The organism is Pseudoalteromonas sp. S3260, assembly GCF_005886925.1.
Lineage (GTDB): Bacteria > Pseudomonadota > Gammaproteobacteria > Enterobacterales > Alteromonadaceae > Pseudoalteromonas > Pseudoalteromonas tetraodonis.
In genome coordinates, this window is record NZ_PNCV01000009.1 from 1 (window position 1) to 25307 (window position 25307).

Annotated in this window: 26 protein-coding genes, 1 tRNA gene and 1 other RNA gene; 22 read left to right on the forward strand and 6 right to left on the reverse strand. The window is 40.0% G+C overall.

Annotation, left to right across the window (positions count from 1 at the left end):
* Positions 1 to 406 precede the first annotated feature (406 nt).
* The 3 genes from CWC14_RS01365 to CWC14_RS01375 are packed head-to-tail and all read left to right on the forward strand — an operon-like array spanning position 407 to position 6089.
* Positions 407 to 1816: a TolC family protein gene (locus tag CWC14_RS01365; RefSeq protein ID WP_138560831.1), complete on the forward strand. Its 1410-nt coding sequence runs from the start codon at positions 407 to 409 to the stop codon at positions 1814 to 1816.
* Entirely contained in the window at positions 1813 to 3009 is a 1197-nt protein-coding gene (locus CWC14_RS01370; protein ID WP_138560833.1) for an efflux RND transporter periplasmic adaptor subunit, read from the forward strand. Before CWC14_RS01365 ends, CWC14_RS01370 begins: the two co-directional genes overlap by 4 nt.
* Positions 3006 to 6089 carry an efflux RND transporter permease subunit gene (locus CWC14_RS01375; RefSeq protein WP_138560835.1) on the forward strand — a complete coding sequence of 1028 codons (3084 nt, stop codon included), beginning with the start codon at positions 3006 to 3008 and terminating at the stop codon, positions 6087 to 6089. The genes CWC14_RS01370 and CWC14_RS01375 overlap by 4 nt, the downstream gene beginning before the upstream one ends.
* A gap of 164 nt (positions 6090 to 6253) precedes the next feature.
* On the opposite strand, the gene ssrS is transcribed toward CWC14_RS01375, so the two are convergent.
* Positions 6254 to 6437, reverse strand: a non-coding RNA gene (gene ssrS / locus CWC14_RS01380) — 6S RNA.
* Positions 6438 to 6662: 225 nt separating this feature from the next.
* Here ssrS and CWC14_RS01385 point away from each other — a divergent pair.
* From CWC14_RS01385 to CWC14_RS01400, 4 genes are read left to right on the forward strand one after another with little or no spacing between them, the layout of a single operon-like run.
* The gene (locus CWC14_RS01385; protein WP_024600851.1) at positions 6663 to 7226 is read left to right on the forward strand and encodes a UPF0149 family protein; all 564 of its coding nucleotides are present in this window, start codon (positions 6663 to 6665) and stop codon (positions 7224 to 7226) included.
* Between the two features lie 36 nt (positions 7227 to 7262).
* A complete protein-coding gene (pepP, locus tag CWC14_RS01390) occupies positions 7263 to 8585 on the forward strand; it encodes a Xaa-Pro aminopeptidase (protein ID WP_138560837.1) in 1323 nt (440 codons plus the stop codon).
* 14 nt (positions 8586 to 8599) lie between these two features.
* Positions 8600 to 9787, forward strand: coding sequence for a 2-octaprenyl-6-methoxyphenyl hydroxylase (gene ubiH, locus CWC14_RS01395; RefSeq protein WP_138560839.1), 1188 nt, complete (start codon positions 8600 to 8602; stop codon positions 9785 to 9787).
* Positions 9784 to 10950, forward strand: a complete 1167-nt coding sequence (locus tag CWC14_RS01400) for an FAD-dependent monooxygenase (RefSeq protein WP_138560841.1) — start codon at positions 9784 to 9786, stop codon at positions 10948 to 10950. The genes ubiH and CWC14_RS01400 overlap by 4 nt, the downstream gene beginning before the upstream one ends.
* 84 nt (positions 10951 to 11034) lie before the next feature.
* Here CWC14_RS01400 and CWC14_RS01405 read toward each other — a convergent pair whose 3' ends face one another.
* Together CWC14_RS01405 and CWC14_RS01410 are read right to left on the reverse strand one after the other, a co-directional pair.
* Entirely contained in the window at positions 11035 to 11772 is a 738-nt protein-coding gene (locus CWC14_RS01405; RefSeq protein WP_138560843.1) for a hypothetical protein, read from the reverse strand.
* Positions 11765 to 12598, reverse strand: a complete 834-nt coding sequence (locus CWC14_RS01410; protein ID WP_138560845.1) for a hypothetical protein — start codon at positions 12596 to 12598, stop codon at positions 11765 to 11767. The genes CWC14_RS01405 and CWC14_RS01410 overlap by 8 nt, the downstream gene beginning before the upstream one ends.
* 525 nt (positions 12599 to 13123) lie before the next feature.
* Here CWC14_RS01410 and rpsF point away from each other — a divergent pair.
* The 9 genes from rpsF to alr all read left to right on the forward strand — a co-directional run bounded on the left by rpsF (position 13124) and on the right by alr (position 19323).
* Positions 13124 to 13465, forward strand: coding sequence for a 30S ribosomal protein S6 (gene rpsF, locus CWC14_RS01415; protein WP_036980061.1), 342 nt, complete (start codon positions 13124 to 13126; stop codon positions 13463 to 13465).
* Positions 13466 to 13508: 43 nt separating this feature from the next.
* On the forward strand, positions 13509 to 13826 hold the full coding sequence (gene priB, locus CWC14_RS01420; RefSeq protein ID WP_008466122.1) for a primosomal replication protein N: 318 nt from the start codon (positions 13509 to 13511) through the stop codon (positions 13824 to 13826).
* A gap of 12 nt (positions 13827 to 13838) precedes the next feature.
* Positions 13839 to 14066 (forward strand): 30S ribosomal protein S18, encoded by a 228-nt coding sequence (gene rpsR / locus CWC14_RS01425; protein WP_002962753.1) that lies wholly within the window; start codon positions 13839 to 13841, stop codon positions 14064 to 14066.
* 36 nt (positions 14067 to 14102) lie between these two features.
* Entirely contained in the window at positions 14103 to 14555 is a 453-nt protein-coding gene (gene rplI, locus CWC14_RS01430; protein WP_008110407.1) for a 50S ribosomal protein L9, read from the forward strand.
* A 225-nt stretch (positions 14556 to 14780) separates the two neighbouring features.
* Positions 14781 to 15332 carry an RNA polymerase sigma factor gene (locus CWC14_RS01435; RefSeq protein ID WP_138560847.1) on the forward strand — a complete coding sequence of 184 codons (552 nt, stop codon included), beginning with the start codon at positions 14781 to 14783 and terminating at the stop codon, positions 15330 to 15332.
* A complete protein-coding gene (locus tag CWC14_RS01440; RefSeq protein WP_036980058.1) occupies positions 15325 to 15804 on the forward strand; it encodes a hypothetical protein in 480 nt (159 codons plus the stop codon). The genes CWC14_RS01435 and CWC14_RS01440 overlap by 8 nt, the downstream gene beginning before the upstream one ends.
* Positions 15805 to 15813: 9 nt before the next feature.
* Entirely contained in the window at positions 15814 to 16752 is a 939-nt protein-coding gene (locus tag CWC14_RS01445; protein ID WP_036980056.1) for a DUF4097 family beta strand repeat-containing protein, read from the forward strand.
* A 112-nt stretch (positions 16753 to 16864) separates the two neighbouring features.
* Positions 16865 to 18244 (forward strand): replicative DNA helicase, encoded by a 1380-nt coding sequence (gene dnaB / locus CWC14_RS01450; RefSeq protein ID WP_138560849.1) that lies wholly within the window; start codon positions 16865 to 16867, stop codon positions 18242 to 18244.
* Positions 18244 to 19323: an alanine racemase gene (gene alr / locus CWC14_RS01455; protein WP_138560851.1), complete on the forward strand. Its 1080-nt coding sequence runs from the start codon at positions 18244 to 18246 to the stop codon at positions 19321 to 19323. The genes dnaB and alr overlap by 1 nt, the downstream gene beginning before the upstream one ends.
* 70 nt (positions 19324 to 19393) lie before the next feature.
* Here alr and CWC14_RS01460 read toward each other — a convergent pair whose 3' ends face one another.
* Positions 19394 to 19633, reverse strand: a complete 240-nt coding sequence (locus CWC14_RS01460; protein ID WP_004588463.1) for a DUF2960 domain-containing protein — start codon at positions 19631 to 19633, stop codon at positions 19394 to 19396.
* A 100-nt stretch (positions 19634 to 19733) separates the two neighbouring features.
* Here CWC14_RS01460 and CWC14_RS01465 point away from each other — a divergent pair, with 100 nt between their 5' ends.
* The 3 genes from CWC14_RS01465 to CWC14_RS01475 are packed head-to-tail and all read left to right on the forward strand — an operon-like array spanning position 19734 to position 21446.
* Positions 19734 to 19985, forward strand: a complete 252-nt coding sequence (locus tag CWC14_RS01465; protein ID WP_008110382.1) for a hypothetical protein — start codon at positions 19734 to 19736, stop codon at positions 19983 to 19985.
* A gap of 30 nt (positions 19986 to 20015) precedes the next feature.
* A complete protein-coding gene (gene pnuC / locus CWC14_RS01470; protein WP_138560925.1) occupies positions 20016 to 20639 on the forward strand; it encodes a nicotinamide riboside transporter PnuC in 624 nt (207 codons plus the stop codon).
* A gap of 3 nt (positions 20640 to 20642) precedes the next feature.
* Positions 20643 to 21446 carry a phosphotransferase family protein gene (locus CWC14_RS01475; protein ID WP_138560853.1) on the forward strand — a complete coding sequence of 268 codons (804 nt, stop codon included), beginning with the start codon at positions 20643 to 20645 and terminating at the stop codon, positions 21444 to 21446.
* Here CWC14_RS01475 and CWC14_RS01480 read toward each other — a convergent pair.
* Positions 21443 to 21625, reverse strand: coding sequence for a helix-turn-helix domain-containing protein (locus CWC14_RS01480; RefSeq protein ID WP_138560855.1), 183 nt, complete (start codon positions 21623 to 21625; stop codon positions 21443 to 21445). The two genes, CWC14_RS01475 and CWC14_RS01480, sit on opposite strands and share 4 nt — an antisense overlap.
* 236 nt (positions 21626 to 21861) lie before the next feature.
* Here CWC14_RS01480 and CWC14_RS01485 point away from each other — a divergent pair.
* A tRNA-Arg gene (locus tag CWC14_RS01485) sits at positions 21862 to 21936 on the forward strand.
* Positions 21937 to 22220: 284 nt separating this feature from the next.
* Positions 22221 to 23438: a cyclic di-GMP phosphodiesterase gene (locus CWC14_RS01490; protein WP_138560857.1), complete on the forward strand. Its 1218-nt coding sequence runs from the start codon at positions 22221 to 22223 to the stop codon at positions 23436 to 23438.
* Here CWC14_RS01490 and CWC14_RS01495 read toward each other — a convergent pair.
* Positions 23398 to 23718, reverse strand: a complete 321-nt coding sequence (locus CWC14_RS01495; RefSeq protein WP_076922061.1) for a hypothetical protein — start codon at positions 23716 to 23718, stop codon at positions 23398 to 23400. The two genes, CWC14_RS01490 and CWC14_RS01495, sit on opposite strands and share 41 nt — an antisense overlap.
* Positions 23719 to 24000: 282 nt before the next feature.
* Here CWC14_RS01495 and CWC14_RS01500 point away from each other — a divergent pair, with 282 nt between their 5' ends.
* A complete protein-coding gene (locus CWC14_RS01500) occupies positions 24001 to 25302 on the forward strand; it encodes an outer membrane protein transport protein (protein WP_138560859.1) in 1302 nt (433 codons plus the stop codon).
* The last annotated feature ends 5 nt before the right edge of the window (positions 25303 to 25307 follow it).

Sequence of the window (25307 nt, forward strand, 5' to 3'; positions counted from 1 at the left end):
CCATCGACTCGGTTAGTCGGCACCATTTACAATGTAACTAGAAAAAGAAACTGTAATCAGTAGTCTGTTCAAGTTATCCGTCGACTCGGTTAGTCGGTACCATTTATACAAAGCCTCGCATATGCGGGGCTTTTTTTTCTAAGTTTTTTCTATCCTGCTCTATTTTTCCAGTATGTCATAAACAGTAAGTCCCTCTGTCCTTTTCGTACCGCTTTGAGAACTTTATTCAGCTTTTTTGACTAAAAATTAGATTGTTTATTAGTTTGTGATCAATATGTTAATGATTGGCGTATCTACGGCACTTATAATTTCATCGCAAAGTATGTAATGTTATGTAAAGTCAATTGAGCAACGTTTGCTAAAGTGCTTGAATAACATTCATAAATAGCATTAATCAGGTTTAAACATGATGTGGCAATATAAGCCATCTTTATTGGCAATAAGTATTATGCTGCTAAGTGGTTGTGCGAGTAACTTAAACCCGCAACTACGTGAGCAAGCACCGAATACACTCCCAGATCAGTGGCAACAAACAGCTGTTGAATCAGTAGTTGCTGTCAACGACACATGGTTTAATAAACTTGCTTCACCAACAGTAAAGCAGCTAATTACTCAAGCGCTAAAAAACAATCAGCAACTATTGCAAAACCGTTTTGATGTAGAAATACAAAAACAGCAATTAATTGTCACCGGTGCAGCTTTATGGCCCAGTTTAGATATTTCAACGCGAGTAGGACGTAGCAAAGATAATCGTCCGGTTAGTTATAATAACTCAAGCTCTGTATCGTTAGAGTTAGGCTATGAAATTGATTTATGGGGTAAACTCTCTGATGCAAAGCGTAGAGACAACCTCAACTACCTTGCTCAGCAAGCTCGCTATGAGCAAACTAAACAACAGCTTATTGCAGATGTTATAACAAATTGGTTTAACTTAATCAGTGCAGAGCAATTACTTGATTTGTTTAAGCGCAGAGAAGCTAACACCCAGCAAAACCTTGAGATTATTGAGTCGGGTTATCGCCAAGGTTTAAATGAAGCGTTAGATGTTTATTTAGCTCGCAATGAGTTAAACAATGAACGCTCCCGTATAGCAACCCAAAAAGCAAATTTGACTCAAGCTGCACGTAGCCTTGAGCGTTTATTGGGGGAGTATCCAAAAGGATTGATAGCAGCGAATAACGACCTACCTGTAATTAATGACGACATTCCTCTTGGTTTACCGTCGGAGCTTATTACTCGCAAACCTGCGTTGCGTGCTAGTTGGTATCAGTTATTAGCCAGCGACGCTTCGCTTGCGTATGCGCATAAACAGCGTTTTCCGAGTTTAAATTTAGCGGCAGGTTTAAGCGATAGCACTAACAGGGTAAGCGACTTATTTTCTGCTTCAAGTCTTGCGTGGTCACTTATTGGTAGCATTTCAGCGCCTATTTTTGACGCTGGGCGACTTGCTGCGAACGAGGAAATAGCCAGTTTACAAACGCAAAAGCAAGAGCAAGCCTATCTGCAATCTTTATATGATGCATTTGGTGATGTTGAAAATGCTATTACCCAACAACAATCTTTAAAGGCACGCTACCAAAGCACCTTGCAGGCACAAGAAAATGCCTTAGCAGCAGAGCAATTATCGTTTGAACAATATCAAAGTGGTTTAGTGAGCTACACCACCGTATTAGATGCACAAGCACGCTCGTTTGATGCACAAAGTTCACTGATTGAAATTAAAAACCAATTACTCACAAATCGCATTAAATTACATGTTGCTCTTGGGGGCGACTTTGCAAAATCAAGATCCGCACAGGATGAGCAAGCACTATGAAACTCAACAAACAAAAAATAATTGTTCCCGCTGCTATCATTATAGCGACCATTTTTTTGGTGATGTTTATTAAAGGAAACCCGCCTAAAGCATCACGTTTTTCAGCACCGCTAAAAGCAAAAATTAATGTAGCGGTAAAACCATTGCAGTTGATTGACTACCCCGTTGAAATTGATAGCTTTGGTACGGTTAAACCACGAACTCAAAGTATGTTGGTGGCTCAGGTTTCTGGGCTGATTATTGATATAAATGAGCAGTTCCGCGAAGGCGGCTTTTTTGAAAAAGGCGATGTGTTACTTCAGTTAGATGATCGCGATTTAAAAGCAGAAGTAAAATCAGCACAAGCTAATTTGCTCAATGCCGAGCAAAACTTATTAGAAGAGCAAGCGCGAGGCCGACAAGCGCTTACTGATTGGCAACGTTTAGGCAATGAGTCTGAACCGAGTATTTTAGTACTTAGAAAGCCACAGCTAGCTGCAGCGCAAGCACAGGTTTTGTCAGCACAAGCACAATTGGAAAAAGCGCAACTAAATCTTGAACGTACTAAAATTAAAGCCCCTTATGCTGGGCGAGTATTAAACCGCAGCGTTGACTTAGGTCAGGTGGTATCTAACAATATGCAGTTGGCGACAATTTATGCAACCGACAGTGTTGAAATACGCTTACCGATAAAGAATAAAGATCTGCCTTTTATTAATTTACCTGAGCAATATCGAGATGGTGCTAAAAATCAGCGTGGCTCAGCGGTTAATTTCACTTCAGATTTAATTGGCGAGCAACAATGGCAAGGCCAACTTATTCGTACTGAGGGCGCAATAGATGAAAGTGCTCAGCAATTGTATGTGGTGGCTAAAATTAATGACCCTTATAAATCAACCAGTGATAATCAATACCCAGTAAAAATAGGGCAATACGTTAAAGCTAAAATTAATGGCAAAGTCGCCTCTCAGGTACTCGTTATTCCCAATAGTGCGATATATCAAGGCAGTTATGTTTATGTGGTTGAAAATGGCACACTACAGCGTAAAAATATTGCTTTAGCGTGGCAAAATGCGCTGCAAGGCATTGTGAGTAAAGGTCTTGAAGCGGGGAGTCAATTAGTGCTGACGCCACTGGGTCAAGTGAGTTCAGGTACGCCAGTGCAGATAATGGATGCGACTCTTAAAGCACAAAAACCAGGAGAGCAGCCATGATCGCTTGGTTTACACGTAATCATGTGGCTGCCAACTTACTGCTAATTAGTATTGTGTTGGGCGGCCTATTCAGCCTGTCTTCTAAGTTACCGTTAGAGGTGTTTCCCTCGTTTGTTTCTGATCGTATAAATATTAGTGTGAGTTTACGTGGTTCAACCCCAGAAGATGCTGAAAAAGGGGTCACCATACGAATAGAAGAAGCATTACAAGATCTCGAAGGTATTAAACAAATATCGAGCCGCTCTTCTGAGGGGTCATCACAAGTGAGCGTTGAGGTTGACACTGGCTACGACGAGCGTGAATTGTTAGCGGATATAAAGAGCCGTGTCGATGCCATTAACACCTTTCCAGCCGATGCAGAAAAACCAGTAATAGGGTTAATCCAGCGTAAGCGTGAAGTAATAGCAGTCACTGTTTCAAGTGACTACAACGAAAAAGAAACCCTAGAATATGCAGAGCAAGTCCGTGATGAATTGCTGCGTATTCCGGCGATTACCCAAGTTGAACTTAGTGGCGTACGTAATTATGAGCTGGCAATCGAAGTAAGCCAAGATACGCTGCGCCAATACGATTTAACCTTGGCGCAAATATCCAGTGCCATTGCCAATTCAAGTTCTGATATTTCAGCAGGAAACCTTAAAACAGAGGGCGGCGATGTACTTATTCGCTCTAAAGGGCAAGCTTACCGCAAAGATGAATTTGCAAGCATTGTGATAAAAAATCAAGCCGATGGCACTATTATTCGCTTAAGTGATATTGCAACCATTAACGATGATTTTGAAGAAACTCCCGTGCGCACCCGCTTTAATGGCAAACAAGCCGCATTTATCGATGTGTACCGCATTGGTCCGCAAAGTGCGATAGAAGTGGCCGATGCAGTTAAAAACTATATTACCAGTGAGCAAGCTAATTTACCGCAAGGGTTTTATTTAAGCTATTGGGATGATGACTCTGAGGTAGTAAAAAGCCGTATTGCTACCCTAACTAGCAATGCTTTACAGGGCGGTATTTTGGTACTGGGGTTACTGACATTATTTTTAAGACCTGCCATCGCGTTTTGGGTATTTATTGGTATTCCAGTTTCATTTATGGGCGCGTTTATGGCAATGGCCGCCTTTGACGTGACCATAAATGTGATCAGCTTATTTGGTTTTATATTGGTGCTAGGGATTGTGGTGGACGATGCCATTGTTACCGGTGAAAACGTGTATACCCATTTAAAAACCGCCAAATCGGGCGAAGAGGCTGCTATAAAAGGAACTCAAGAAGTAGCCACGCCAGTTACATTTGGCGTGTTAACCACCGTGGCCGCTTTTTTACCGTTAGGTTTTATAGAAGGCGCACGAGGCGCTATTTTTGCGCAAATTCCGGTGGTGGTTATCCCGGTATTATTGTTTTCATTGATTGAATCTAAATTTGTGCTGCCAGCGCATTTAAAATATATCAAACTGCGCCAGCAAAAAGGCAAAGGTTCTAAATTAGAGCAACTCCAACAACGTTTTGCAGATGGTTTTGAGCATGCCATTTTAAAATATTACCAACCCGTATTAGGGCTAGCGCTACGCAACAAACTGGCCACAGTCAGTTTATTTATGGGCGTGTTTTTAATTATTTTAACCATGCTCACCAGTGGTTGGACTAAGTTTATTTTCTTCCCACGTATTCCCAGTGAAACAGTTCGGGTTAATTTAACTTTTCCTGCGGGAACACCGTTTGAAGTCACGAATAAATACATTATTGATATGTCAGATAAAGCCAGAGAGCTTCAGCGTAAGTATCAAGATGAAGAAACAGGGCAAAGTATTATCCTTAATATTTTAGCCAGCACTGGCGGGCGAGGCGGTGCGGCTAATTCGGGTAGTGTGCGCTTTGAAATCACCCCAGCAGAACAACGAGAGTCTGATATTGGTTCGCGTGAGTTGGTAAAAGAGTGGCGGCAATTAATAGGGGTGATCCCAGGGGCTGAAAGTCTCACATTTAGAGCAGAAATAGGTAGAAGCTCAAACCCAATTGATATTCAATTATCGGGTAATTCCATAACCACACTGCAAACAGTGGCTGAGCAAATTAAACAACGATTGGCCACTTATCCAAGCGTGTTTGATATTGCCGATAGCATGTCTGATGGTAAAGAAGAGCTACAAATAGAGCTAACAGAGCAAGGACTTGCACTTGGATTAAATAGAGTTGATGTATCAAGACAAGTGCGTAACTCGTTTTTTGGTGTACAAGTACAGCGCATTCAACGCGGGCGTGATGATGTGCGCGTTATGGTGCGCTTACCTATAGATGAAAGGCGCTCAGTTGCTGATTTAAAAGATATATTAATACAAACGCCTAATGGTGGGCGAGTGCCGCTGTCACACGTGGCCACTTTAGTACCTGGTCAAAGCCCATCAACCATTACCCGTATTGATCGTTACCGTACACTTAATGTGTCGGCGGATGTAGAAAAAACCGATACCAATATGACCGTGCTTCAAGCTGATTTAAAAACCTACTTAGATGAACTGGTGCAACAATACCCAGGTGTAAGCCATTCATTAGAAGGTGAAGCCAAAGAGCAGCGCGAATCGTTTGGTTCGTTACTGTGGGGAATGGTATTTGTATTTTTTGTAATTTATGGGTTGCTCGCAATTCCCTTTAAATCGTACTTACAACCACTGGTGGTGATGAGCATTATTCCTTTTGGCATGATTGGCGCAGTAATTGGCCATTGGATCATGGCTATGGAGCTTACCATTATGAGTTTGCTGGGAATGCTCGCGTTAATTGGGGTCGTGGTGAACGACTCGTTAGTATTGGTTGATTTTATTAATAAAAAGCGCAGTGAAGGGCTCGATTTAATGGAAGCTGTTAAAACCGCCGGCGTAGCGCGTTTTCGCCCGGTCATGCTAACTAGTTTAACCACTTTTATAGGCTTAATGCCGCTGCTGTTTGAAAAGGCAACTCAGGCTCAGTTTTTAATTCCTATGGCAGTAAGCCTAGGTTTTGGGATTATATTTGCGACCTTTATAACTTTATTACTCGTTCCGGTTAACTATATGCTGATGGAGCGCTTTCAAGGTTGGTTTAAGTAAGTGCAGACTACATAGATAAGTAGAGTTCTCAGACACTAAGTTTCAGGTACTAGTAAGTAAAGCATCGGACTGTAAAAATTCAGTTCGGTGTTTTTTTATAATAACTAGGTGATTAATAAAACAAGGGTATAAAAGTAATTGCTGAGGGATTTAAGTTATTGGAGGTGTTCCCCGAGAATGCGGTGCCCGGTGTCAGTCCTGAAACCTTGAGGTTTCAGGGCGGAAATCTGCGGTTTACCGTAGGCTTCTCGGTACATGCCGAGCTTGCACAATAGTAGACGAACAAAAATCCTGGTATAAAATTTATCGGCTCAGGGACTTAACCAAGCTCCTGCACCCCAGGGAACAAATTCAGTATATAAGACATATTCCAATCCTTAAACCCCAAACGCAAAAAATTAAACCGTTCGCTCAGTTTTCCTGCAAATTTAATCTTGTATTTACTTTTAAGATTGCTTTTTGAACTTAATCAGCTTTTCAATCGCTTGCTTTTGACCTCAGTCATAGAATTCATTGGAGTTGCTTTTTATCGAGTGGTAGCATTGCTTTAATTAGCAAAGCGAAGACGTCATTATGAATAACTTACCAGATTACGAAAAAGCCCAACTTCTTTTAGAGAAAAACGAAATATTTGTATCACCTGCTGAAGCGCATGGCGTTATTAGCGGCTTACTTGCTTGTGGGCTAAGCATTGACGATAAAGAATACTTAGGCTTACTGAGCGACGTATTTAATGATGGCGAGTCGTTTAGCAACGATTTAAAACAGTTTTTTGGTAAAGTTTATCAACAAGTTGTTGAAAGCTTTAATAACGAAGAGTTTCAATTTGATTTGTTTTTACCGAGTGATGACGAAACACTCATCGATCAAGCCAATGGGCTCGTATCATGGGTAGCTGGGTTTATGCTGGGCTTTGGCTTAAAGCAAAAAGACTATGGCAAGCTGTCGGCAGATGTAAAAGAAGTGATTAGCGACTTTAGCGAAATTACGCGCCTTGATACAACCTTTGAAGAAACCGAAGAAGATAGCCAAGCACTGCATGAAGTGATTGAGTACGTACGCGTATCGGCGTTACTGTGTTTTGCTGAACTTGGCAAAGAGCAAAACCCACAAAGCAACAAAAAAACACTGCATTAATTTAGTAATACAACAAAAGTAATGGGTTAGTTATTAATGGTTGAAATACAAAAGTCAGAGTTTAAAGCGCGCCGCGAGCGTTTATTGGCGGCAATGGATAGCAACAGTATTGCGATAATTCCTGCTGCAACCGAGCTCACACGTAGCCGAGATACTCATTATCCGTTTAGACAAGACAGTGACTTTTTTTACTTAACTGGTTTTAACGAACCCGATGCGGTATTGGTGTTATGCAAAGACAGTGATACGCCTTCTATATTGTTTTGTTTAGATAAAGATAAACTTGCAGAGATATGGCACGGCAGGCGCATTGGTTTTGAAAAAGCGCAAAGTGAATACTTATTCGACAAAACTTATGCATTAAGTGAACTAAACGAACAATTATTGAATTTGGTGAACGGCCAACAGATTTTATTTTATGCACAAGGGACGTATCCTACCTTTGACGGCAAAGTATTTTCAATGCTCAATACTTTGCGCAGTGCCCCCAAAAAAGGCGATACAGCACCGAGTACAATTAAAGATATTCGCCCGTTATTACATGAAATGCGCCTATTTAAATCGCCAAGCGAAATTAACATTATGCGTGAAGGCTGTGAAATAAGTGCCCGAGCACACATGCGAGCCATGCGTTTTTCCCACGTTGGCGCAACCGAGTTTCAATTAGAGGCAGAGCTTCATCATCACTATGCAATGAACGGTGCGCCACATCCTGCTTATGGCACTATTGTTGGCAGTGGCGATAACGCCAATATTTTGCACTATACCCAAAATAGCGATGTATTGAACAATGGCGACTTAGTGCTGATTGATTCAGGCTGTGAGCTACAAGGCTACGCCGCCGATATAACGCGTACTTTCCCGGTTAACGGTAAATTTAGCACTGAGCAAGCTGCGCTTTATAATATTGTACTCAAAGCACAAGAAGTCGCTTTTAGCGAGATAAAACCCGGTGGCCTTTTATCTCAGGCAAATACACTCGCTATGCAAGTACTAACCCAAGGGTTACTCGATTTAGGTATTTTAACCGGCGATTTTGATGAGTTAATGGCACAAGGTGCCTGTAAAGAATACTACATGCATGGTCTTGGTCACTGGTTAGGACTTGATGTTCATGATGTGGGTGATTATAAGGTTAATAACCAAGAGCGTGTCTTAGAGCCGGGTATGGTGCTAACCATTGAGCCCGGGCTGTATATTAGTAAAGACTCAAATGCGCCTCAAAAATACCAAGGTATAGGTATTCGTATTGAAGATAACTTATTAGTAACTGATTCAGGTCACGACAACTTAACCATTAGCGTGCCTAAAACAATTAGTGAAATAGAAGCGCTAATGCAAAGCGCTAAAAACGCATAAGCTTGGAGATCAAAGTGGCTAAGCAGTTTGATATTGTAGTAATTGGTGGTGGTTTAGTCGGCGCAAGTTGTGCTCTAAGTATAAGTAAAAAAAATCCCAGCCTACATATTGCCGTGGTTGAAGCAAACCAAGTAACCACTGATTATCATCCAAGCTTTGATGACAGAAGCATCGCACTTGCCCAGCAGTCGGTGGAGTATTTACAAAGCCTCAATTTATTTGAAATGAACGCTCCCTATGCTGCGGCCATAAAAAAAGTGAGTGTGTCAGACAAAGGACACTTTGGTAAAACCCATATACAGTGTGATGAGTTTGCAAAACCCTCATTAGGTTATGTGGTAGAGGTAAACCCATTTGGCAGAGCGCTGCATCAGCGTTTAATGCAATCAAACATATCGCTTTTTTGCCCAGATAGCGTAACAGCGATAAAACAAAACGCCGATAGTAATGAACTTACATTACAAAGTAGTGAAAAACTAAGCGCTAAGCTGTTAGTGATTGCCGACGGTGCACAGTCGCCAACTCGTAATTTATTAGGGCTCGGCTTCAATACTCAGCCTTATAAACAAGGTGCGATTATTGCCAATATAGAAGTGGCTGCTGGACACCATCATCAGGCGTTTGAGCGGTTTACCCAAAATGGCCCAATGGCTTTATTACCCATGAGTAATAACCGCTATTCGTTAGTATGGTGTATGCGCCAAGAACATATTGAGCAGCATATGGCATTAAGTGAGTCAGACTTTTTAAGCGTACTGCAAACCACCTTTGGTTATCGTGCAGGGCAATTTATAAAAGTCGGTATGCGCGCCAGTTATCCGCTGGTTTATGGGCAAATAGAATCGTTAACAGCGCACCGTACTGTGGTAATAGGTAACGCGGCACATGCCATTCACCCAATTGCAGGACAAGGCTTTAATTTAGGGTTGCGAGATGTACAAGTGCTGAGTAACTTAATTGCAAACAGTGAACACGATTTAGGTAGTTATGCCTTTACTCGTCAATATTTAATTAAGCGCAGTGATGATATAAAAACCGTAATGACATTGACCGATGCACTGGTTCGACTTTTTTCAAACTCATCACGGGTGTTAGCGCTTGGTCGTAGTATTGGGCTATTTTCAATGGATTTATTCCCCGCATTTAAAGCCCCATTGGCTAAACAGTTAATGGGACAAGTTAAACAAGGCACACGTTTATGAAACAAGTACAGGTTTGTATAGTGGGTGGTGGCTGCGTAGGTTTAACGCTGGCGCTAGGGCTTGCTAAAGCGAATATCAGTGTGGTTGTGTTAGATGCAGCGCCAACTCAAGCTCCACCAAGCGATGACTATGGTTTACGTGTAAGCGCATTGAGTATTGCCAGCCAAACTTTGCTTGAGCAGTTAAATGTATGGCCACACATAATAGCTGAGCGTGCTTGTGCTTATACGCACATGGATGTACGCGATGCCGACAGCTTTGGAAAAATAGCCTTTAATAACGAGCAACTTGAGCTTGAGTATTTAGGGCACATTGTTGAAAACGATATTATTCGCTTTGCACTAATAAAAGAGCTTGAGCAGCAAAGTAATGCCACACTCATGTTTAATACCGAGTATCAGCAAATACACCAAAGCGAGTCTGATGTATTTATTAATTTAAAAACTGGTGAGCCTATTATTGCTAAGTTGCTGGTGGCGGCTGATGGTGCAAATTCAGCGATTCGTAAACAGTTTAATATGGCGCTGAGCTTTAAAGATTACGATCACCATGCGTTAGTAGCGACAGTTAAAACCAAAGAGTCACACAAAAATACCGCACGCCAAGTGTTTTTACCTACAGGGCCGCTAGCGTTCTTGCCATTGAGCGATGAGCATACTCATTCAATTGTGTGGTCTACCAGCCCGAATCATTGTGATGAATTGTTAGCAATGGACGACACCACTTTTAATAAAGCAGTTATGGCTGCAATAGATGGCCAATGCGGTTTATGTGAAGTGCAAAGTAAGCGCGTCGCGTTCCCACTTAAAATGCGTTATGCCCAGCAATGGGTAAATGGCAACGTGGTGCTAATGGGCGATGCAGCGCATACCATTCATCCATTGGCAGGGCTGGGTATGAACCTAGGTCTAAAAGACGCGGCTTATTTAATCGAGCTACTAAGTCAAGACACCAAAGAATTTGCAAGTACGCGCATACTGCGTGATTACGAGCGCACCCGTAAACTCGATGCACAAAAACACATTGCCATGATGCAAGGGCTAAAAGAGCTATTTGAAGGCGCAAACCCAGTTAAAAAGCTTATTCGTGGAGTAGGGTTATCACTCGTTGATAACCTTGGGCCAATAAAGCACCTATTCGCCAAAGAAGCGATAGGGAAGTGATAAAGCCAAGCTGTCAGTTTTTAGCTGTCAGCTTTTAGCCAAAGAAAAACCGATGTTTAGTTTAAACATCGGTTTTTTAGATACTCAGTATAGGTCTGTACCACCGCCTAAATCTTTGAGTACTTCAATAAATTCGTCATTTTCTTTTAAGTACTTTGCCGACTCCCAATCCATGAATTGCATGCTTATCATTATAAGTCTGAGTTGAGAAAATTCAGTAAAGCTAATTAGAGTTTTAAATTGGTTTTTTCTTTCTAAAGATTCAAATCCATTTTCATTTGTTAACTTTTCGGTAATCATTCTAACAACGTTATAAAAAATGCGAGTTGTATTAAATATACTTTCATTTGCATCGGTAGTATTTATAAAATCTCTTATATTTTCGGTGCTTACACCTTCAGCGCGTTTAGCTTCAATACTATCTTCGAGCTCTTGTATTAACTTAACGTTGCTCAATTCTTGTTCATCCAGTTGAATTGAAAAACTTAGCTTTAAATTATTAAATGCATTTCTTTGAGCTTCAATTAATCCAAAAAAATAAATTTCAAAGGATTGTAGTAGCTCTTTCTTTTTATTTTTTCTGACTTCATCTCTTAACTCTGTATTTGTTTGATTTTGTATACTTAGAGATTGAATAAGCAGTACTAACGAAAAAAAACTAAGTAGTGGAGTAACTAATCCATTAAAAAAATTACTAAAGTCGACCCAGTCGGATGGTTTTTCAGATATTTGATACTTCAGATTAAAATAGAACTGGAGAATATAAACGCCAATAACAATAAGCATTAATATTATAGCTGTTATAGAAAAACGATTAAGCATCGTTAAATCCTTCAATCAGGTATTTTATTATCTGACCTCCGCTTGTTCTCTGAGTATGTGCCTTGAGCTTTAAAGTTTTCCAATTTTCTGAAGGTATTCCGTTATTGCTGTGTAGGTTATCTGAAAATTTTTGCTTTGCTGCAAATTTTAACTCACCATACTGTTTTTGAGCAGGGAAACCGAAAGCCACTGTTTCATCTTCTCCTTTCACCAAAAGTCTGCCATTTCCTGTGTTTATATTTAAGCGCGTAATACTCGCTGTAATCTCTATTTTATTTTTATTGGTGAGAGGTTTTAATGTTGCGTAAGTCGCTTTTCCTAGGTTAGCTAGGGTTGTTTTTGTATCTTGATTTTTTCTAAATCGGATTTTCACATCTTTATTAAAGTTATTTGCTACTGAATGTAAGTGCTCAAGTGATGATTTTTGTAGCTGTTTAATAAGCTTTCCTTCGAGATCTTCTCCTAGGTTTTTAAGAACATTTTTTGCTTTACCTGAAAGTTGCAGGCTCTCTTGGTATAAAGCTTCATTTATAAAATATGAAATAAGCTCTGAGATTGTTTGCTTACCGATACTTCTAAAGCGCTTTTTGGCTTCTTCGTCGTAAAAATCTAACGAAAACTGTTGGCCGTATGAGCCTCTAAATGATTTTTTAAGGTTAGTTCTTACTTTGCTTTCAGATGAAAGTTTTTGAGGTACTCGCCTTTCAATGATCGTTGTTGCAATTTGTCGTGTTGCCTCCGATGCACCTTTTAATGTTTCTAGTCCAGATTGCATATCTACGGAGTAATCATCACTTTCTATAACAACATCAAAATTTATACTCACAATTTTACTTCCTATAATTATATTGTCTGGGAAAGATTATTAAACGAAATTTAACTTAGGGTTTATTTAAGAATAAAGCTTATTTAGTTTCAAAAAGGTGTAGGAAGCTAGAAGTATCAGCTCGAATATGAAGTTCATAAATATCCTTATTTAATAGAAGCTTGTTTAATAATTGCATGTCTTCAAGTTTGAGTAAATATTTAAATTTGCGAGTAAGTGTAAATTTAAACAATTAAAAGCTATGCTTCACGCGGGTTAGCTCAGCGGCTACCTCGTAAATATTAAACACTAATCTTTATTTTATTTGTTGATATCAGGGGAGCATCTAATAATGTCTTCCCGAAACCCGAAACCCGAAACCCGAACCCTCCAACACTTATCTATTAAAGCTTAAAAAAACCTGCTTGCTTAATTATCCTACTAGGCGTAAAATGCGCGCTCATTTCGGCTTTTAAACTATTAATTCCTTGCCTTAAACCGACCGGCCGAAACGGTAGAAGGCTCTATTAACCGTAAGGAATATCCATGCGTCATTACGAAATCGTATTCATGGTTCACCCTGATCAGAGTGAGCAAGTTGCTGGTATGATCGAACGTTATACTGGTTCTATCACTGAAGCAGGTGGTACTATCCACCGTCTTGAAGACTGGGGCCGTCGTCAACTGGCTTACCCAATTAACAAGCTTCATAAAGCTCATTATGTTCTTATGAACGTTGAAGCACCAACTGAAGTAATCAGCGAGCTAGAAACTACTTTCCGCTACAACGATGCAGTGCTTCGTAACTTAGTTATGCGTACTAAAAACGCTGTAACTGAAGCGTCTCCTCTTGTAAGAGAAGAGAAGAAAGAAGCACCAGCTGCTTAATTGTTTTGAGTCCTAGCATGGCACGTAGTCAGCAGTTACTATAATGGTTAGCCCATATACGAATCAGCTGGTTATATCGGGGGTTGTTTGTAAAACACCCAAGTTTAGCCAAAGCCCCGCGGGTATACCGCATTGTATTTTTGTTGTAGAACATAAATCAATGCAAGTTGAAGCAGATCTTAACCGTAATAGTTATGTGAGGCTTCAGGTGGTTGCCAGTGGTAAGCAAATGCAACAACAGACTCAACATTTGCACGTTGGGCAGGCATTGCAAGTGAGTGGTTTTTTAAATCGCCACGAAGGTCGTAACGGCCTTAGCCAATTGGTTTTGCATGCTCAGCATATAGAAAGAATTATTTGAGGAATTAATCTCATGGCACGTTATTTCAGACGTCGTAAGTTCTGCCGCTTTAAAGCGGAAGGCGTACAACAAATCGATTACAAAGATCTAGCTACTCTTAGAAACTATGTTACAGAAAGTGGCAAAATCGTACCTAGCCGTATCACAGGTACTAGCGCTAAATACCAGCGCCAGCTAGCAACTGCTATTAAGCGTGCTCGCTACTTAGCCCTTCTTCCATACACTGACTTACATAAGTAAGCAGCGGATTAACACGTTTTTAAAAGGTGTAGAAACATGCAAGTTATTCTACTAGATAAGATCGCTAACCTAGGTGGCCTAGGTGACCAGGTTGTTGTTAAATCTGGCTTCGCACGTAACTTCCTTTTCCCACAAGGTAAGGCAGTTCCTGCAACTAAAGCAAACATTGAAACGTTTGACGCACGTCGCGCAGAACTAGAAGCAAAAATCGCTGAACAGTTAACTGCAGCACAAGCACGCGCTGACAAACTTGAAGCATTAGCAGAAGTTACATTAGTATCTAAAGCTGGTGACGAAGGTAAATTATTCGGTTCAATCGGTACTCGTGACATCGCTGACGCTATCTCAGCTGTTGGTGTTGAAGTTGCTAAATCAGAAGTTCGTTTACCTCTAGGTACTATCCGTGAGACTGGCGAATTTGACGTTGCAATCGCAGTACACTCAGACGTAACAGCTACTATTAAAGTAATCGTTATTGCTGAAGCTTAATTTTTAAAATTAAGTTAAAAAAAACCGTGCTTTGCACGGTTTTTTTGTATCTAAAATTTGTAATTCAAAACAATAAATTGTTTGCTGTGGGTAAAATTAAGCACGTTTCTAAAATAAAGCTTCATTTTCTACAAATATTTTCTATTTCATTTAAACCTTTCTATTTCTTCTCACGTCTAATAAGTTAAATTGCAATTACATAATTATAAACAGGAAAAATTTGCGATGTTAATGGACGCTAATCAGCCAATAACTGATCAAGTGCAGCAAATGCTTATTGATCAAGTTAAAAACGGCGACCAGTTAGCCTATAAAGCGCTCTATGACATGCATAAAGCAAAAGTTTATGGCTTATGCCTGAGGCTTATAGCCGATGAGGAGTATGCACAAGATGCTACCCAAGAAGTATTTGTGCAAGTATGGAACAAAATAGCGCAATTTGATGGACGTTCGCAGTTTTCCACTTGGCTTTATAGTGTCGCCAGTAATATTGCTATTAGCTATGTGCGTAAGCAAAAACATTGGCTTAATAAAGTTATTAGCTTTGAACAAAGCGGTATGGATGAGCAATCTGCAAATGACTGCAATGGCTTAAATGGCTTAGATAAATTAATCGTTAGGCTGCCTGAGCGTGCAAGAATGGTATTTGTACTGTATGCCGTTGAAGGTTATAGGCATGAAGAAATAGCAACCTTGCTAGGCATGGCTGTAGGCTCTAGTAAGGCGCAATATCATCGTGCAAGGCAATTATTAAAACAGTGGTACGAAAATGAGTAAAACAAATTTTGATGACTACTTAAATGAGTCGCTAACACAATTAAATAAAAATATAACACCCGATAAAGAGCTCTGGGATGGGATTGAGCGCGCCATAATGACTAATAAGCAGGCAAGTACAGTTAAGAGTGTAGTTTGGCCGAAGCTAACTGCTATTGCGGCATGTTGTGTGGCTGCTTTGGTTAGCACTATGGTGTTTTTTACATCTCCAGAGACAAATACCGCTGTGGCGATGAGTGATTTTTTTACTAAGCAAAAACAAAGTTTACTTGTTCAATACCAAAGCCAAGCGGCATTAACAGATAACTGGCAAGTGCAGCTAAAAGAACTTGAAGATGCTGAGCAGGCTATAAAGCAAACACTTGAAAATGAACCACAAAATAAGGCGCTACTGTCTATGTTAGCGCAAGTATATCAACAACAACTCGACTTAATTAACAAGGTGCATGCACCGCGTTGGCAACAAATCTAGGAGAAATAAATGAAAGCAATAATACTTGGAATAGCTTTATTACCAATGGCTGTATTTGCCGGTGAAAAAATAGAACAACAAATTGAAGTACCAAACGGTGGCGTTATTCATATAGAAAATCAGCGCGGCAATGTAAATATTATGGGCTGGGAGAAAAATCAATTTAAAGTGAGCGGCGAGCTTGACGATAAAGCACAAGGCTACACTCTTAAAACACAGGGTAATAAAACTCAGTTTATTGTAAAAATGCCTGATCTTTCAAATTGGGATAATAACAATAATGGCTCAACGCTAACTATTTTCATGCCTCAAAGCAGTGCGCTGGAGTATGTTGGGGTTAACGCTTCGGTAACTGCAAAAGAGTTAAAAAGAGGCACTGAAATTGATGTAGTCAATGGCGCCATTACAGTAAATGATCTTAACGGCGATATTAAGCTTACTAGTGTTAACGGTGACATCAACGCAAAAAACCTCAGTGGTAAAGTGCAATTTGAAACTGTAAATGGCGCAATTGATGATCAGCAATCTAACGGAGAAGTTCGTTTTAATGCGGTTAATGGGAATATAAAATCAAACTCGACTGCTAATGATATTCGCTTAGAAAACGTAAACGGTGATATCAATCTTACCTTCGATGCAATCAAAGAGTTACAAATAAGCACTGTAAATGGCGAAGTTGAAGTGCGTATTAATCGCCTTTTAAGTGATGCTGATGTAAGTTTTGAATCTGTAAGTGGCAATGCTGAGTTTTACTTTCCAGCTGATTTATCGGCACAATTTGAAGTGCAAGCCCATGCCGGCGGTAAAATTGACAACCAGCTAACGAGCGACCAAGTGCAAAAAGCCAAGTATGGCCCAGCTAGTGGAATTAAGTTTAATGCTAATGGCACCGATGCCAGTGTAGAAATGAATACCATAAGTGGGACGATTGGACTTAAGCGCCAATAATCATCCATTTTATTTTAAGTTACAAAAAGCAGGAAAGATTTCCTGCTTTGCTATTTGCACAGCCCTGCCAAGTCGATAGAATAGAGCCATTCAATTTTAGTACTGTGAAGTTATGGCCAAACCAGATAAGCAAGTCGACACTCTTAAAGTTCCTCCCCATTCAATAGAAGCTGAACAATCTGTTTTAGGTGGTTTAATGCTTGATAATCAAGCATTTGATCGCGTAGCTGAACTTGTTGTGTCACAGGACTTTTATACCCGTACCCATAAGCTTATTTTTGAGGCAATGACAGCACTGGCTGAAATTGGCGATCCGATTGATTTAATTACTATTTCTGAAAGTTTAGAAAAAAATAATCAGCTTTCAGGGATTGGTGGCTTTGCGTATTTAGCCGAAATAGCTAAAAACACCCCAAGTGCTGCTAATATTGATGCTTACGCTAGCATTGTACGCGAGCGCGCCGTTGTTCGTGAAATGATTGGTGTTGCCAATGAAATAGCCGAAGCGGGCTTTAATCCTGAGGGGCGTACTAGCCACGACTTACTTGATTTTGCTGAAAGTAAAGTCTTTAAAATTGCTGAGCAGCGTACAAAAAGTAGTGAAGGCCCACAAAGCATTCACAACATACTTGAAAAAACCGTTGATAAAATAGAAGAGCTTTATCAGTCACCACAAGATGGTGTTACCGGTGTAAGCACAGGTTACGCTGATTTAGATAAAATGACGACTGGTCTGCAGCCCTCAGATTTAATTATTGTAGCAGCACGTCCATCGATGGGTAAAACTACCTTTGCGATGAACCTTGCTGAGCATGCAGCAATGACCCAAGACAAGCCTGTACTTATCTACTCACTAGAGATGCCCTCTGAACAAATTATGATGAGGATGCTGGCGTCCCTTGGCCGAATTAACCAAACCAAAGTACGTACTGGTCAGCTAGATGACGATGACTGGGCGCGCCTTTCATCAACCATGGGGTTACTCATGGAAAAAGGCAAAATGTATGTTGATGACGCCTCAGGCTTAACACCCACTGATGTACGTTCACGTGCACGTCGTATTGCCCGCGATCATGGTGGTATTAGTATGATCATGGTCGATTACCTACAATTAATGCGCGTACCTAGCTTGTCAGATAATCGTACCTTAGAAATTGCCGAAATTTCACGTTCACTTAAAGCATTAGCAAAAGAATTACAGTGTCCGGTTGTTGCACTATCGCAGCTTAACCGTACCCTAGAGCAACGTGCTGATAAACGCCCAATTAACTCAGATTTGCGTGAGTCGGGCTCTATTGAGCAAGATGCCGATTTAATCATGTTTATTTATCGTGACGAAGTATACAACGAAGACAGTACTGATAAAGGTGTTGCAGAAATTATCATTGGTAAACAGCGTAACGGTCCGATTGGTAAAGTGCGCCTAACCTTCCAAGGTCAATTCTCTCGCTTTGATAATTACGCGGGGCCTGCTGTAGATGATGATTACTAATGCGCTTAGCTATTGCCGAAATTAACTTACAAGCACTTGCTCATAATTTAGCGCAAGTGCGACAGTTTGCGCCTAACAGTAAAGTTATGGCGGTATTAAAAGCCAATGCTTATGGCCATGGTTTAGTAAAAATAGCGCAGCACCTTAATGATGCCGACGCATTTGCAGTGGCACGAATAGATGAAGCGCTCGCACTGCGAGCAGGCGGGCTGACCAAGCCTATTGTGTTGTTGGAAGGTTTTTTCCATCAAGATGACTTGCCGATTTTATTAGCCAATAACTTTCAAACCATAATCCATGATGAAAACCAGCTCAGAGCACTTGAAAATTCAAAGCTCGATGCACCAATCAGTTGCTGGTTAAAAATCAATACGGGTATGCATCGTTTAGGGGTTGCACCGACGCAATTGAATGATTTTTATCAGCGCTTGCAAGCGACTGATAACGCTAAAGATACAATCAATTTAATGACGCACTTTTCCAGTGCCGATGATGTTAATGATCCCAAAACAGCTGAGCAAATTGCTTTGTTTGATTCATTAGTGCAAGGCAAACAACAAGCACATTGTTTAGCAAATTCGGCCGGTATTATTGCTTGGCCTGCCGGTCATGGCGAGTGGGTGCGTCCAGGCTTGATGATGTATGGTGTATCACCAATGCTTAACACTTCAGGCAAAGATCATCAGCTTAAGCCGGTGATGCGCTTAACCACTAAGGTCATTGCAATTCGCGATGTTGATGCTGCGCAAGGTGTTGGTTATGGTGGCAGTTGGCAAAGTACTCAGCCAACTAAGCTTGCAGTGGTTGCTATGGGCTATGGTGATGGTTATCCGCGTCATGCTAAACATGGTACCCCAGTAGCGATTGCTGGCAAACGTTATGGTATTGCTGGCAACATCTCTATGGATATGATCAGTGTTGATATTGGTGAAAATGCTGATGGCATCAAAGTCGGCGATGAGGTAGTAATGTGGGGCCCTGAGTTGCCGGTAGAAGAAATTGCACAATGTGCTGATACTATATCTTACGAGTTATTGTGTAATATTACACCGCGCGTAAGTTATGAGTACCAGCGCTAATATTTATTTTAAAAATACCCATTAAGTTTACATTGCTAGAATGATCGTGATGCTCACTTAATCGGTATCGTTACTCTTTTATAAAGTAAATATCGCTAAAGCCCATGCGAGCAAATTCTTGATCACGAAAGTTACGCACTGCCGATGACCCTTTAGAGGTCATTTCAATTTGGCGTACCATGTTTAAGTAGTTAGTTAAATCGATACCTTCGGCAGCCGCAATAGCCTGATACATATCGTGGTATTTATCTTTGGCGAAGTTAATTTCGCGCGGTTGATTTTTAAAAGTGTAGGTAATTCTGCGTGCCATAATGAGCTCATTTAAATTGAGTGTTAGTGTAATTTTACACTGTATTTAAGTTGCGTTGAATGATTAGTTGAAATCAAATAATTAAAAAGGTGAGTTTGAAATGAAATTATCAGTAGAGATCAGTAAATACCCGCTCCACCAAGATTACATTCCTTTTATTAAAGGCTTTATCGACAGAGTTAATGCCTACGAAGAGCTTAAAGTGATCACTAATACGATGTCGACCCAAATATTTGGTGATTATGATCTAGTTATGCAAGTGATCAGCACAGAAATTAAACATTCATATGAGCAATTTGGTAAAGCTATATTTGTGTGTAAATTTATTTCGGGCGATTTATCTCCCGAATAACCCCTTAACAAACACGGTCGTTTTATAATGATGGATTTTGTAACGCAAATACTCAGTGGTTTTACTGCAATGTCGCATTGGGAATATATTGCGGTTGCTTTGTCGATGGCGTATTTATTACTGGCCATTAAAGAGAACTTATGGTGCTGGCCTGCGGCTTTTTTTAGTACGCTTATTTATACCATTATGTATTGGAATGGCGCGCTGCTAATGGAGTCGTTACTAAACTTTTATTATATGTATATGGCGGTGTTTGGTTGGGTCGTGTGGCGCAAAGGCAAGGCTAATAAAGCGCAGCGACTAATTACATCCTGGCCGGTAAACCGACATATTATTTTAATTGTACTGACTGCATTAGTGTCATTAGCAATTGGCTATGTAATGCAAAACTATACGCATGCAGATTTTGCGTATCTTGATAGTTTCACAACCTGCTTTGCCGTGGTTACTACGTATCTGGTAGCTAAAAAAGTATTAGAAAATTGGCTCTATTGGATAGTCATTGATGCGGCCTCTATGTATTTGTACTATGAAAAAGGCTATTACCCAACCCTTGTTTTATTTGTATTTTATACCGTTATGGCAGCATGGGGATTTAAAACGTGGTACGAAGAATACGAGCAAAGCCAAGCCAAGCCCATGGCGCAACTTTAATCTATGAATCAGCATTCTCAGCTAGTTAATATTTGTAGCGCGTTTTTAGTACCGAGCACAATAACCTCAACAGAGTATTTGGTTAACGGTTTAAGCAACGATAACTTTTTGATCCGTACTGACAGCCAAGCTTATTTATTAAAGTGTTATAAATCGTATTGGCCACAAGTAGGGTTACATGCCCAATATGAGCTCAGTAAACAACAAGTTTGCTCTGCTCCCATCTGGCTTGATAAGCAAAATAAGCGCGCAGCTTTTAACTATATTGATGGCGACGTCGCTCAGTCTTATTTGGCGATGCCGCTACTGACTAAACTTGTTAAGCTACATGCGTATACAACTAATAATGAGGCAATGAATATAGCTTTGGAATTGCAAGCCTATCAGCATTTATTAGTGTTTAAACAGTATGAAAAGCTCATAAGCAAAACATTAAAAAGCATTGCCAACATGCCCGTAGATAGCGGCTTTTGCCATAACGACTTAGTCAAAGAAAATATCGTGGTAAACCCGCAAGGCGTTTATTTAATCGATTTTGAGTATGCTCAAACAAATGATGTGTATTTTGATCTTGCTGCGTTAGTGGTTAGTTTTAAATTAGATGCTTCAGGCAAGCAGGCTCTGCTTAACAATTACAAAACGCACACCCTATCAGGTCAATTTTATTTATCTATGCATAAACTCAATTGCTATCAGTTAGTTTACTTACTGTTATGTATAGGTTGGTATGAGCAACGCGATATAGACAATCAGGTTGTTGTATTGCGCGCGCAACTGGATGAGCTTATTGCTTTAATGGAGGGTTAAAGTCCGCCAAAGCGTTCCGCAAGCTCTTTGTATTTTGCTACTTCATCAGCGTCAAATTGCATTTCGCTGTTATCATCTTCTGATTTAGCAATTAATAGGCTTTCTCGAGCAAGGCGTTTAACGCGCTCTACTTTTACACCTAAAAATTCAGCAACTTGCTCTGTTGACATTAACTTCATAATTACTTCCTCGTGTTTAATCTTTCCGTTCAGTGACAATAATAGATAATATGTGTCTAAAGCGTTACTGTTTTTTATAGAATATAAACAAATAGCGCTTTTTTTACCTTTTGTGAAGTGATTAGTTTAAATTATAGACATGTAAACGAATCATGCTGGCATTTATACAAAGATGCCTTTATTATTGCGCATGCTGAAGCATTGATATCGCGAGTTGATGTGGCGGCAACAAATGTGCTCTCGTGGTGAAATGGATATCACGTGGCCCTCCGGAGGCTAAGTTGCAGGTTCGATCCCTGCCGAGAGCGCCATTTGCGTTTAAAGTATCATTTCCTGTTTCTTCCTCAAAATACCTACAATTATTTAAATTAGTCCGCTGCCTTACATTATTTAATTTTCGATAATAAAATATGTAGCAATCTATTTTATACCTTTAGGCGTATATTCATTGCTGAGCTTATGGTTTATTCTTGCTAGTGCGTATAATTATTGATGTTAATCATTTATTATTACCCTGAACTCAAAAGCTAGACTTTTATAGCTAAATAATGCTATTTAAAGTATATATTCATTAATTATAGAAACCCTCATTTTTATGCTAATCACCTTACCTATATCAGAACTCGTTCCAGGCATGTACGTAAATAGCGTTACTAAGCAGCAGGAGAGTGTGGATGGCATAAAAATTAAAACCAGTGGTTTGGTTCGTGATAAATCAATCATTCAGCGTTTAATTACCGAAGGGGTGCTTGAGCTTCTCATCGACTTTACAAAAAGTGATGTCGCCGTACCTGCTAAATACAAAGAAAAACAAAAACCACAAGCTCCTGTAGATAAGCAAGATAAGCCAGTTAAGGCAAAGGTTGCTATAAGCTTAGAGCAAGAGTTTGCAAAAGCCAGTGTGAGTTATGATGCGCACAACAGAAAACTACAAAGTATTTTTGGTGATTTAACATCAGGTTTGTCACTTAATATTGAAGCGCTCAATGAAATAAGTAATGAAATAGTGAGCTCTGTATTTCGTAATGAACACGCTATGACTATTTTAACTCGGATCAAAGATAAGCACAGTTACAACTGGCGTCATATGATCAACTGCACCATTTTTACAGCGGTGTTTGCTAAATACTTGGGTTATAAACGCGCTGTTGTGCAAGAGCTTGCAATGGGGGCTTTAATGCATGACTTAGGTCAGGCTAAGTTACCGCAAGGGATATTTTCCAAACCAGGAAAAGTCACGGGTAACGAAATGACGGCAATAAAAAAGCATGTCGCACAAAGCTTAGGATTGTTAAAAGGCGGAAAAGGTATTACGCCTTTAATGCTTGATATGATTGTAAATCATCATGAGCGTCTTGATGGTTCAGGCTATCCAAGAGGTGTAGATGGAAGCAAATTAAGCCGCCCAGCTCGGATCATTGCGATTGTAGACGTATACGATGCATTGACAGCAGATAGACCGCATCAAGAGGGTGATGAGCCAATTAATGCGCTTCGCTATTTGTTAGCTAACAAACAGCTGTTTGATGCAGAGTTAGTACAGTTATTTATTAAGTGTTTAGGTGTACACCCAGTAGGGACTATTGTTAAGTTAACCAATGAGCGATTAGCGTTGGTGCTAGAGGGCAATCATTCAAACCCTATCAAACCTAAAGTGAAGCTTTTTTACAACGCTAAACATAACCATCATGTTACCGCAAAAGATATAGATTTAAGCTTAAATAATAACGAGATAAAAATACAGGCAAGTGTTAAACCTGCTGATTATAAGATTAATTTGCCTCGGCTTTTAAAAGAGCATTTACTGCTTTAGCGTTACATCTTCTTTTTTCGTTTGTTTTAACAGAAATATAGCCACCCAAAAAACAACTTCCCATCAGCGTTAACCACAGTAATGTGCCTAATTCTACATGCAGCGCTAAGCAACAAAAAACCAAAGAAATAATCGCCATGGCAATGGCTGCGAGCCAATATTGATTGACAGGATTGTCACATTTCCCAGCACGCGTACACGCGCAATAATTTGCCTTATAAAAGAAATAAACACTAATGCCGCAAAAAATAAGCCCAGCAATAATAAGTAAAATGATCACAGTTTTCTCCCTTTGTGATTTTAATTGCAGTGTAAATTGCAAAGTATTTTAAGTCAATGCAAATAAGAATTAATCTCATTAGAGTATATACTCTAATACCACACTTCTTGTCCGATGAGTTTTAAATAGTTGTTAAATTGTCGTTAAAAAACGTGTTTTTTGGCTTTTTTTAACGTTTTAGTAAGGTTTTTTATAAAAAATTAAGGTAGGGTACGTAGGTTTGAAACTCTAATAACAACACACATAGCTATCCAAACAGTAAGTTTGGCTAAGGACACAACAATGAAATTTACTAAAACTCTTATTGCGGCATCGCTGGCATTTGTTTCAGCTGATACTTTTGCAGCGGCTTTTCAACTTGCTGAGCAAAACGTATCTGGTTTAGGCCGCGCATACGCAGGTGAAGCGTCTGTAGCAGACGATGCGTCTGTGGTTGCACGTAACCCAGCATTAATGACGTTGTTTAAAGAGAAGCAACTTAGTGTTGCAGCTATTGCTGTAATTCCAGATGTGAGTTTAGAAGGAACCGGTAACGGATATGGTTTAGATAACAGCGTATTAAATGATGACAGCATTGCACCAAGCGCGATTATTCCAGCAGGTTATTTCACTATGCCAGTAAACGATAAAGTATCGGTTGGGTTTGGTGCTTTTTCTAACTTTGGCCTTGCTACTGAGTTTAACGATGATTACGCAGCTGGCCAAATTGCCGGTGAAACTGAAATTGTTACTGTAAACATGAACGCAAGTGTTGCATATAAAGTATCAGAGCAGTTTAGCTTTGGTATTGGTTTGAATGCAATTTATGCAGAAGCGAAGATTATCCGTAAGTTTGGTGTAGTACCTCCTGTAAACCCTGCTATTGCTTCTATTCCTGCAAGTGCTGATGCTGTTCACCTTGAAGGTGATGATATGGGCTACGGCTTAAACATCGGCTTAATGTATCAGCTAGATGAAAATAGCCGCTTTGGTTTTAACTACCGTACAGAAACAGATATTACTTTTGAAGGTGAATACTCGAATGAACTACCTTCATTTATTCCTGGTGGATTAAACGGACAGCTTGAATTACCGGGCTCTGTTGAAATTACATTACCAGCAATTGCTGAGTTCTCAGGCTCTCATCAGTTAGACGAGAAACTAGGCGTTCACTACAGCGTATTATGGACAGGTTGGAGCAGCTTTGACTCATTAGAAGCGCAAGTTACTGCGCCTACAGGCGATAAGTTCAGTGCCTTCGAAAAAACAGAAGACTTTTCTGATGCAATGCGCTACTCAATCGGTGCTGATTACCAATACAGCGAAAACTTAATGCTACGTGCCGGCTTTGCGTTTGATGAGTCGCCAGTGTCACAACAGCATTTATCAATTTCTATTCCTGATACAGACCGCTTCTGGTTCTCGTTCGGTGGTAACTACGCGATTGATCAAAACTCAAATGTTGATTTGGGTGTGAGTGTATTACGTGGTAAAACGCAAAAGTTCACTGAAAAAGTAGAAAGCGAAACGCTACCTCAGCAATGGTCTTTTGAATCAAAAGGTCATGCAGTACTAGTTGGCGCTCAGTATAACTACAAGTTTTAATGTAG

Excerpts from the sequence above, each read along its gene's own strand:
- CWC14_RS01365 (WP_138560831.1), top strand. The coding sequence starts at position 407 with ATGATGTGGCAATATAAGCCATCTTTATTGGCAATAAGTATTATGCTG.
- CWC14_RS01370 (WP_138560833.1), top strand. The coding sequence starts at position 1,813 with ATGAAACTCAACAAACAAAAAATAATTGTTCCCGCTGCTATCATTATA.
- CWC14_RS01375 (WP_138560835.1), top strand. The coding sequence starts at position 3,006 with ATGATCGCTTGGTTTACACGTAATCATGTGGCTGCCAACTTACTGCTA.
- CWC14_RS01385 (WP_024600851.1), top strand. The coding sequence starts at position 6,663 with ATGAATAACTTACCAGATTACGAAAAAGCCCAACTTCTTTTAGAGAAA.
- pepP (WP_138560837.1), top strand. The coding sequence starts at position 7,263 with ATGGTTGAAATACAAAAGTCAGAGTTTAAAGCGCGCCGCGAGCGTTTA.
- CWC14_RS01400 (WP_138560841.1), top strand. The coding sequence starts at position 9,784 with ATGAAACAAGTACAGGTTTGTATAGTGGGTGGTGGCTGCGTAGGTTTA.
- CWC14_RS01405 (WP_138560843.1), bottom strand. The coding sequence starts at position 11,772 with ATGCTTAATCGTTTTTCTATAACAGCTATAATATTAATGCTTATTGTT.
- rpsF (WP_036980061.1), top strand. The coding sequence starts at position 13,124 with ATGCGTCATTACGAAATCGTATTCATGGTTCACCCTGATCAGAGTGAG.
- priB (WP_008466122.1), top strand. The coding sequence starts at position 13,509 with ATGGTTAGCCCATATACGAATCAGCTGGTTATATCGGGGGTTGTTTGT.
- rpsR (WP_002962753.1), top strand. The coding sequence starts at position 13,839 with ATGGCACGTTATTTCAGACGTCGTAAGTTCTGCCGCTTTAAAGCGGAA.
- rplI (WP_008110407.1), top strand. The coding sequence starts at position 14,103 with ATGCAAGTTATTCTACTAGATAAGATCGCTAACCTAGGTGGCCTAGGT.
- CWC14_RS01435 (WP_138560847.1), top strand. The coding sequence starts at position 14,781 with ATGTTAATGGACGCTAATCAGCCAATAACTGATCAAGTGCAGCAAATG.
- CWC14_RS01440 (WP_036980058.1), top strand. The coding sequence starts at position 15,325 with ATGAGTAAAACAAATTTTGATGACTACTTAAATGAGTCGCTAACACAA.
- CWC14_RS01445 (WP_036980056.1), top strand. The coding sequence starts at position 15,814 with ATGAAAGCAATAATACTTGGAATAGCTTTATTACCAATGGCTGTATTT.
- dnaB (WP_138560849.1), top strand. The coding sequence starts at position 16,865 with ATGGCCAAACCAGATAAGCAAGTCGACACTCTTAAAGTTCCTCCCCAT.
- alr (WP_138560851.1), top strand. The coding sequence starts at position 18,244 with ATGCGCTTAGCTATTGCCGAAATTAACTTACAAGCACTTGCTCATAAT.
- CWC14_RS01460 (WP_004588463.1), bottom strand. The coding sequence starts at position 19,633 with ATGGCACGCAGAATTACCTACACTTTTAAAAATCAACCGCGCGAAATT.
- CWC14_RS01465 (WP_008110382.1), top strand. The coding sequence starts at position 19,734 with ATGAAATTATCAGTAGAGATCAGTAAATACCCGCTCCACCAAGATTAC.
- pnuC (WP_138560925.1), top strand. The coding sequence starts at position 20,016 with ATGGATTTTGTAACGCAAATACTCAGTGGTTTTACTGCAATGTCGCAT.
- CWC14_RS01475 (WP_138560853.1), top strand. The coding sequence starts at position 20,643 with ATGAATCAGCATTCTCAGCTAGTTAATATTTGTAGCGCGTTTTTAGTA.
- CWC14_RS01480 (WP_138560855.1), bottom strand. The coding sequence starts at position 21,625 with ATGAAGTTAATGTCAACAGAGCAAGTTGCTGAATTTTTAGGTGTAAAA.
- CWC14_RS01490 (WP_138560857.1), top strand. The coding sequence starts at position 22,221 with ATGCTAATCACCTTACCTATATCAGAACTCGTTCCAGGCATGTACGTA.
- CWC14_RS01500 (WP_138560859.1), top strand. The coding sequence starts at position 24,001 with ATGAAATTTACTAAAACTCTTATTGCGGCATCGCTGGCATTTGTTTCA.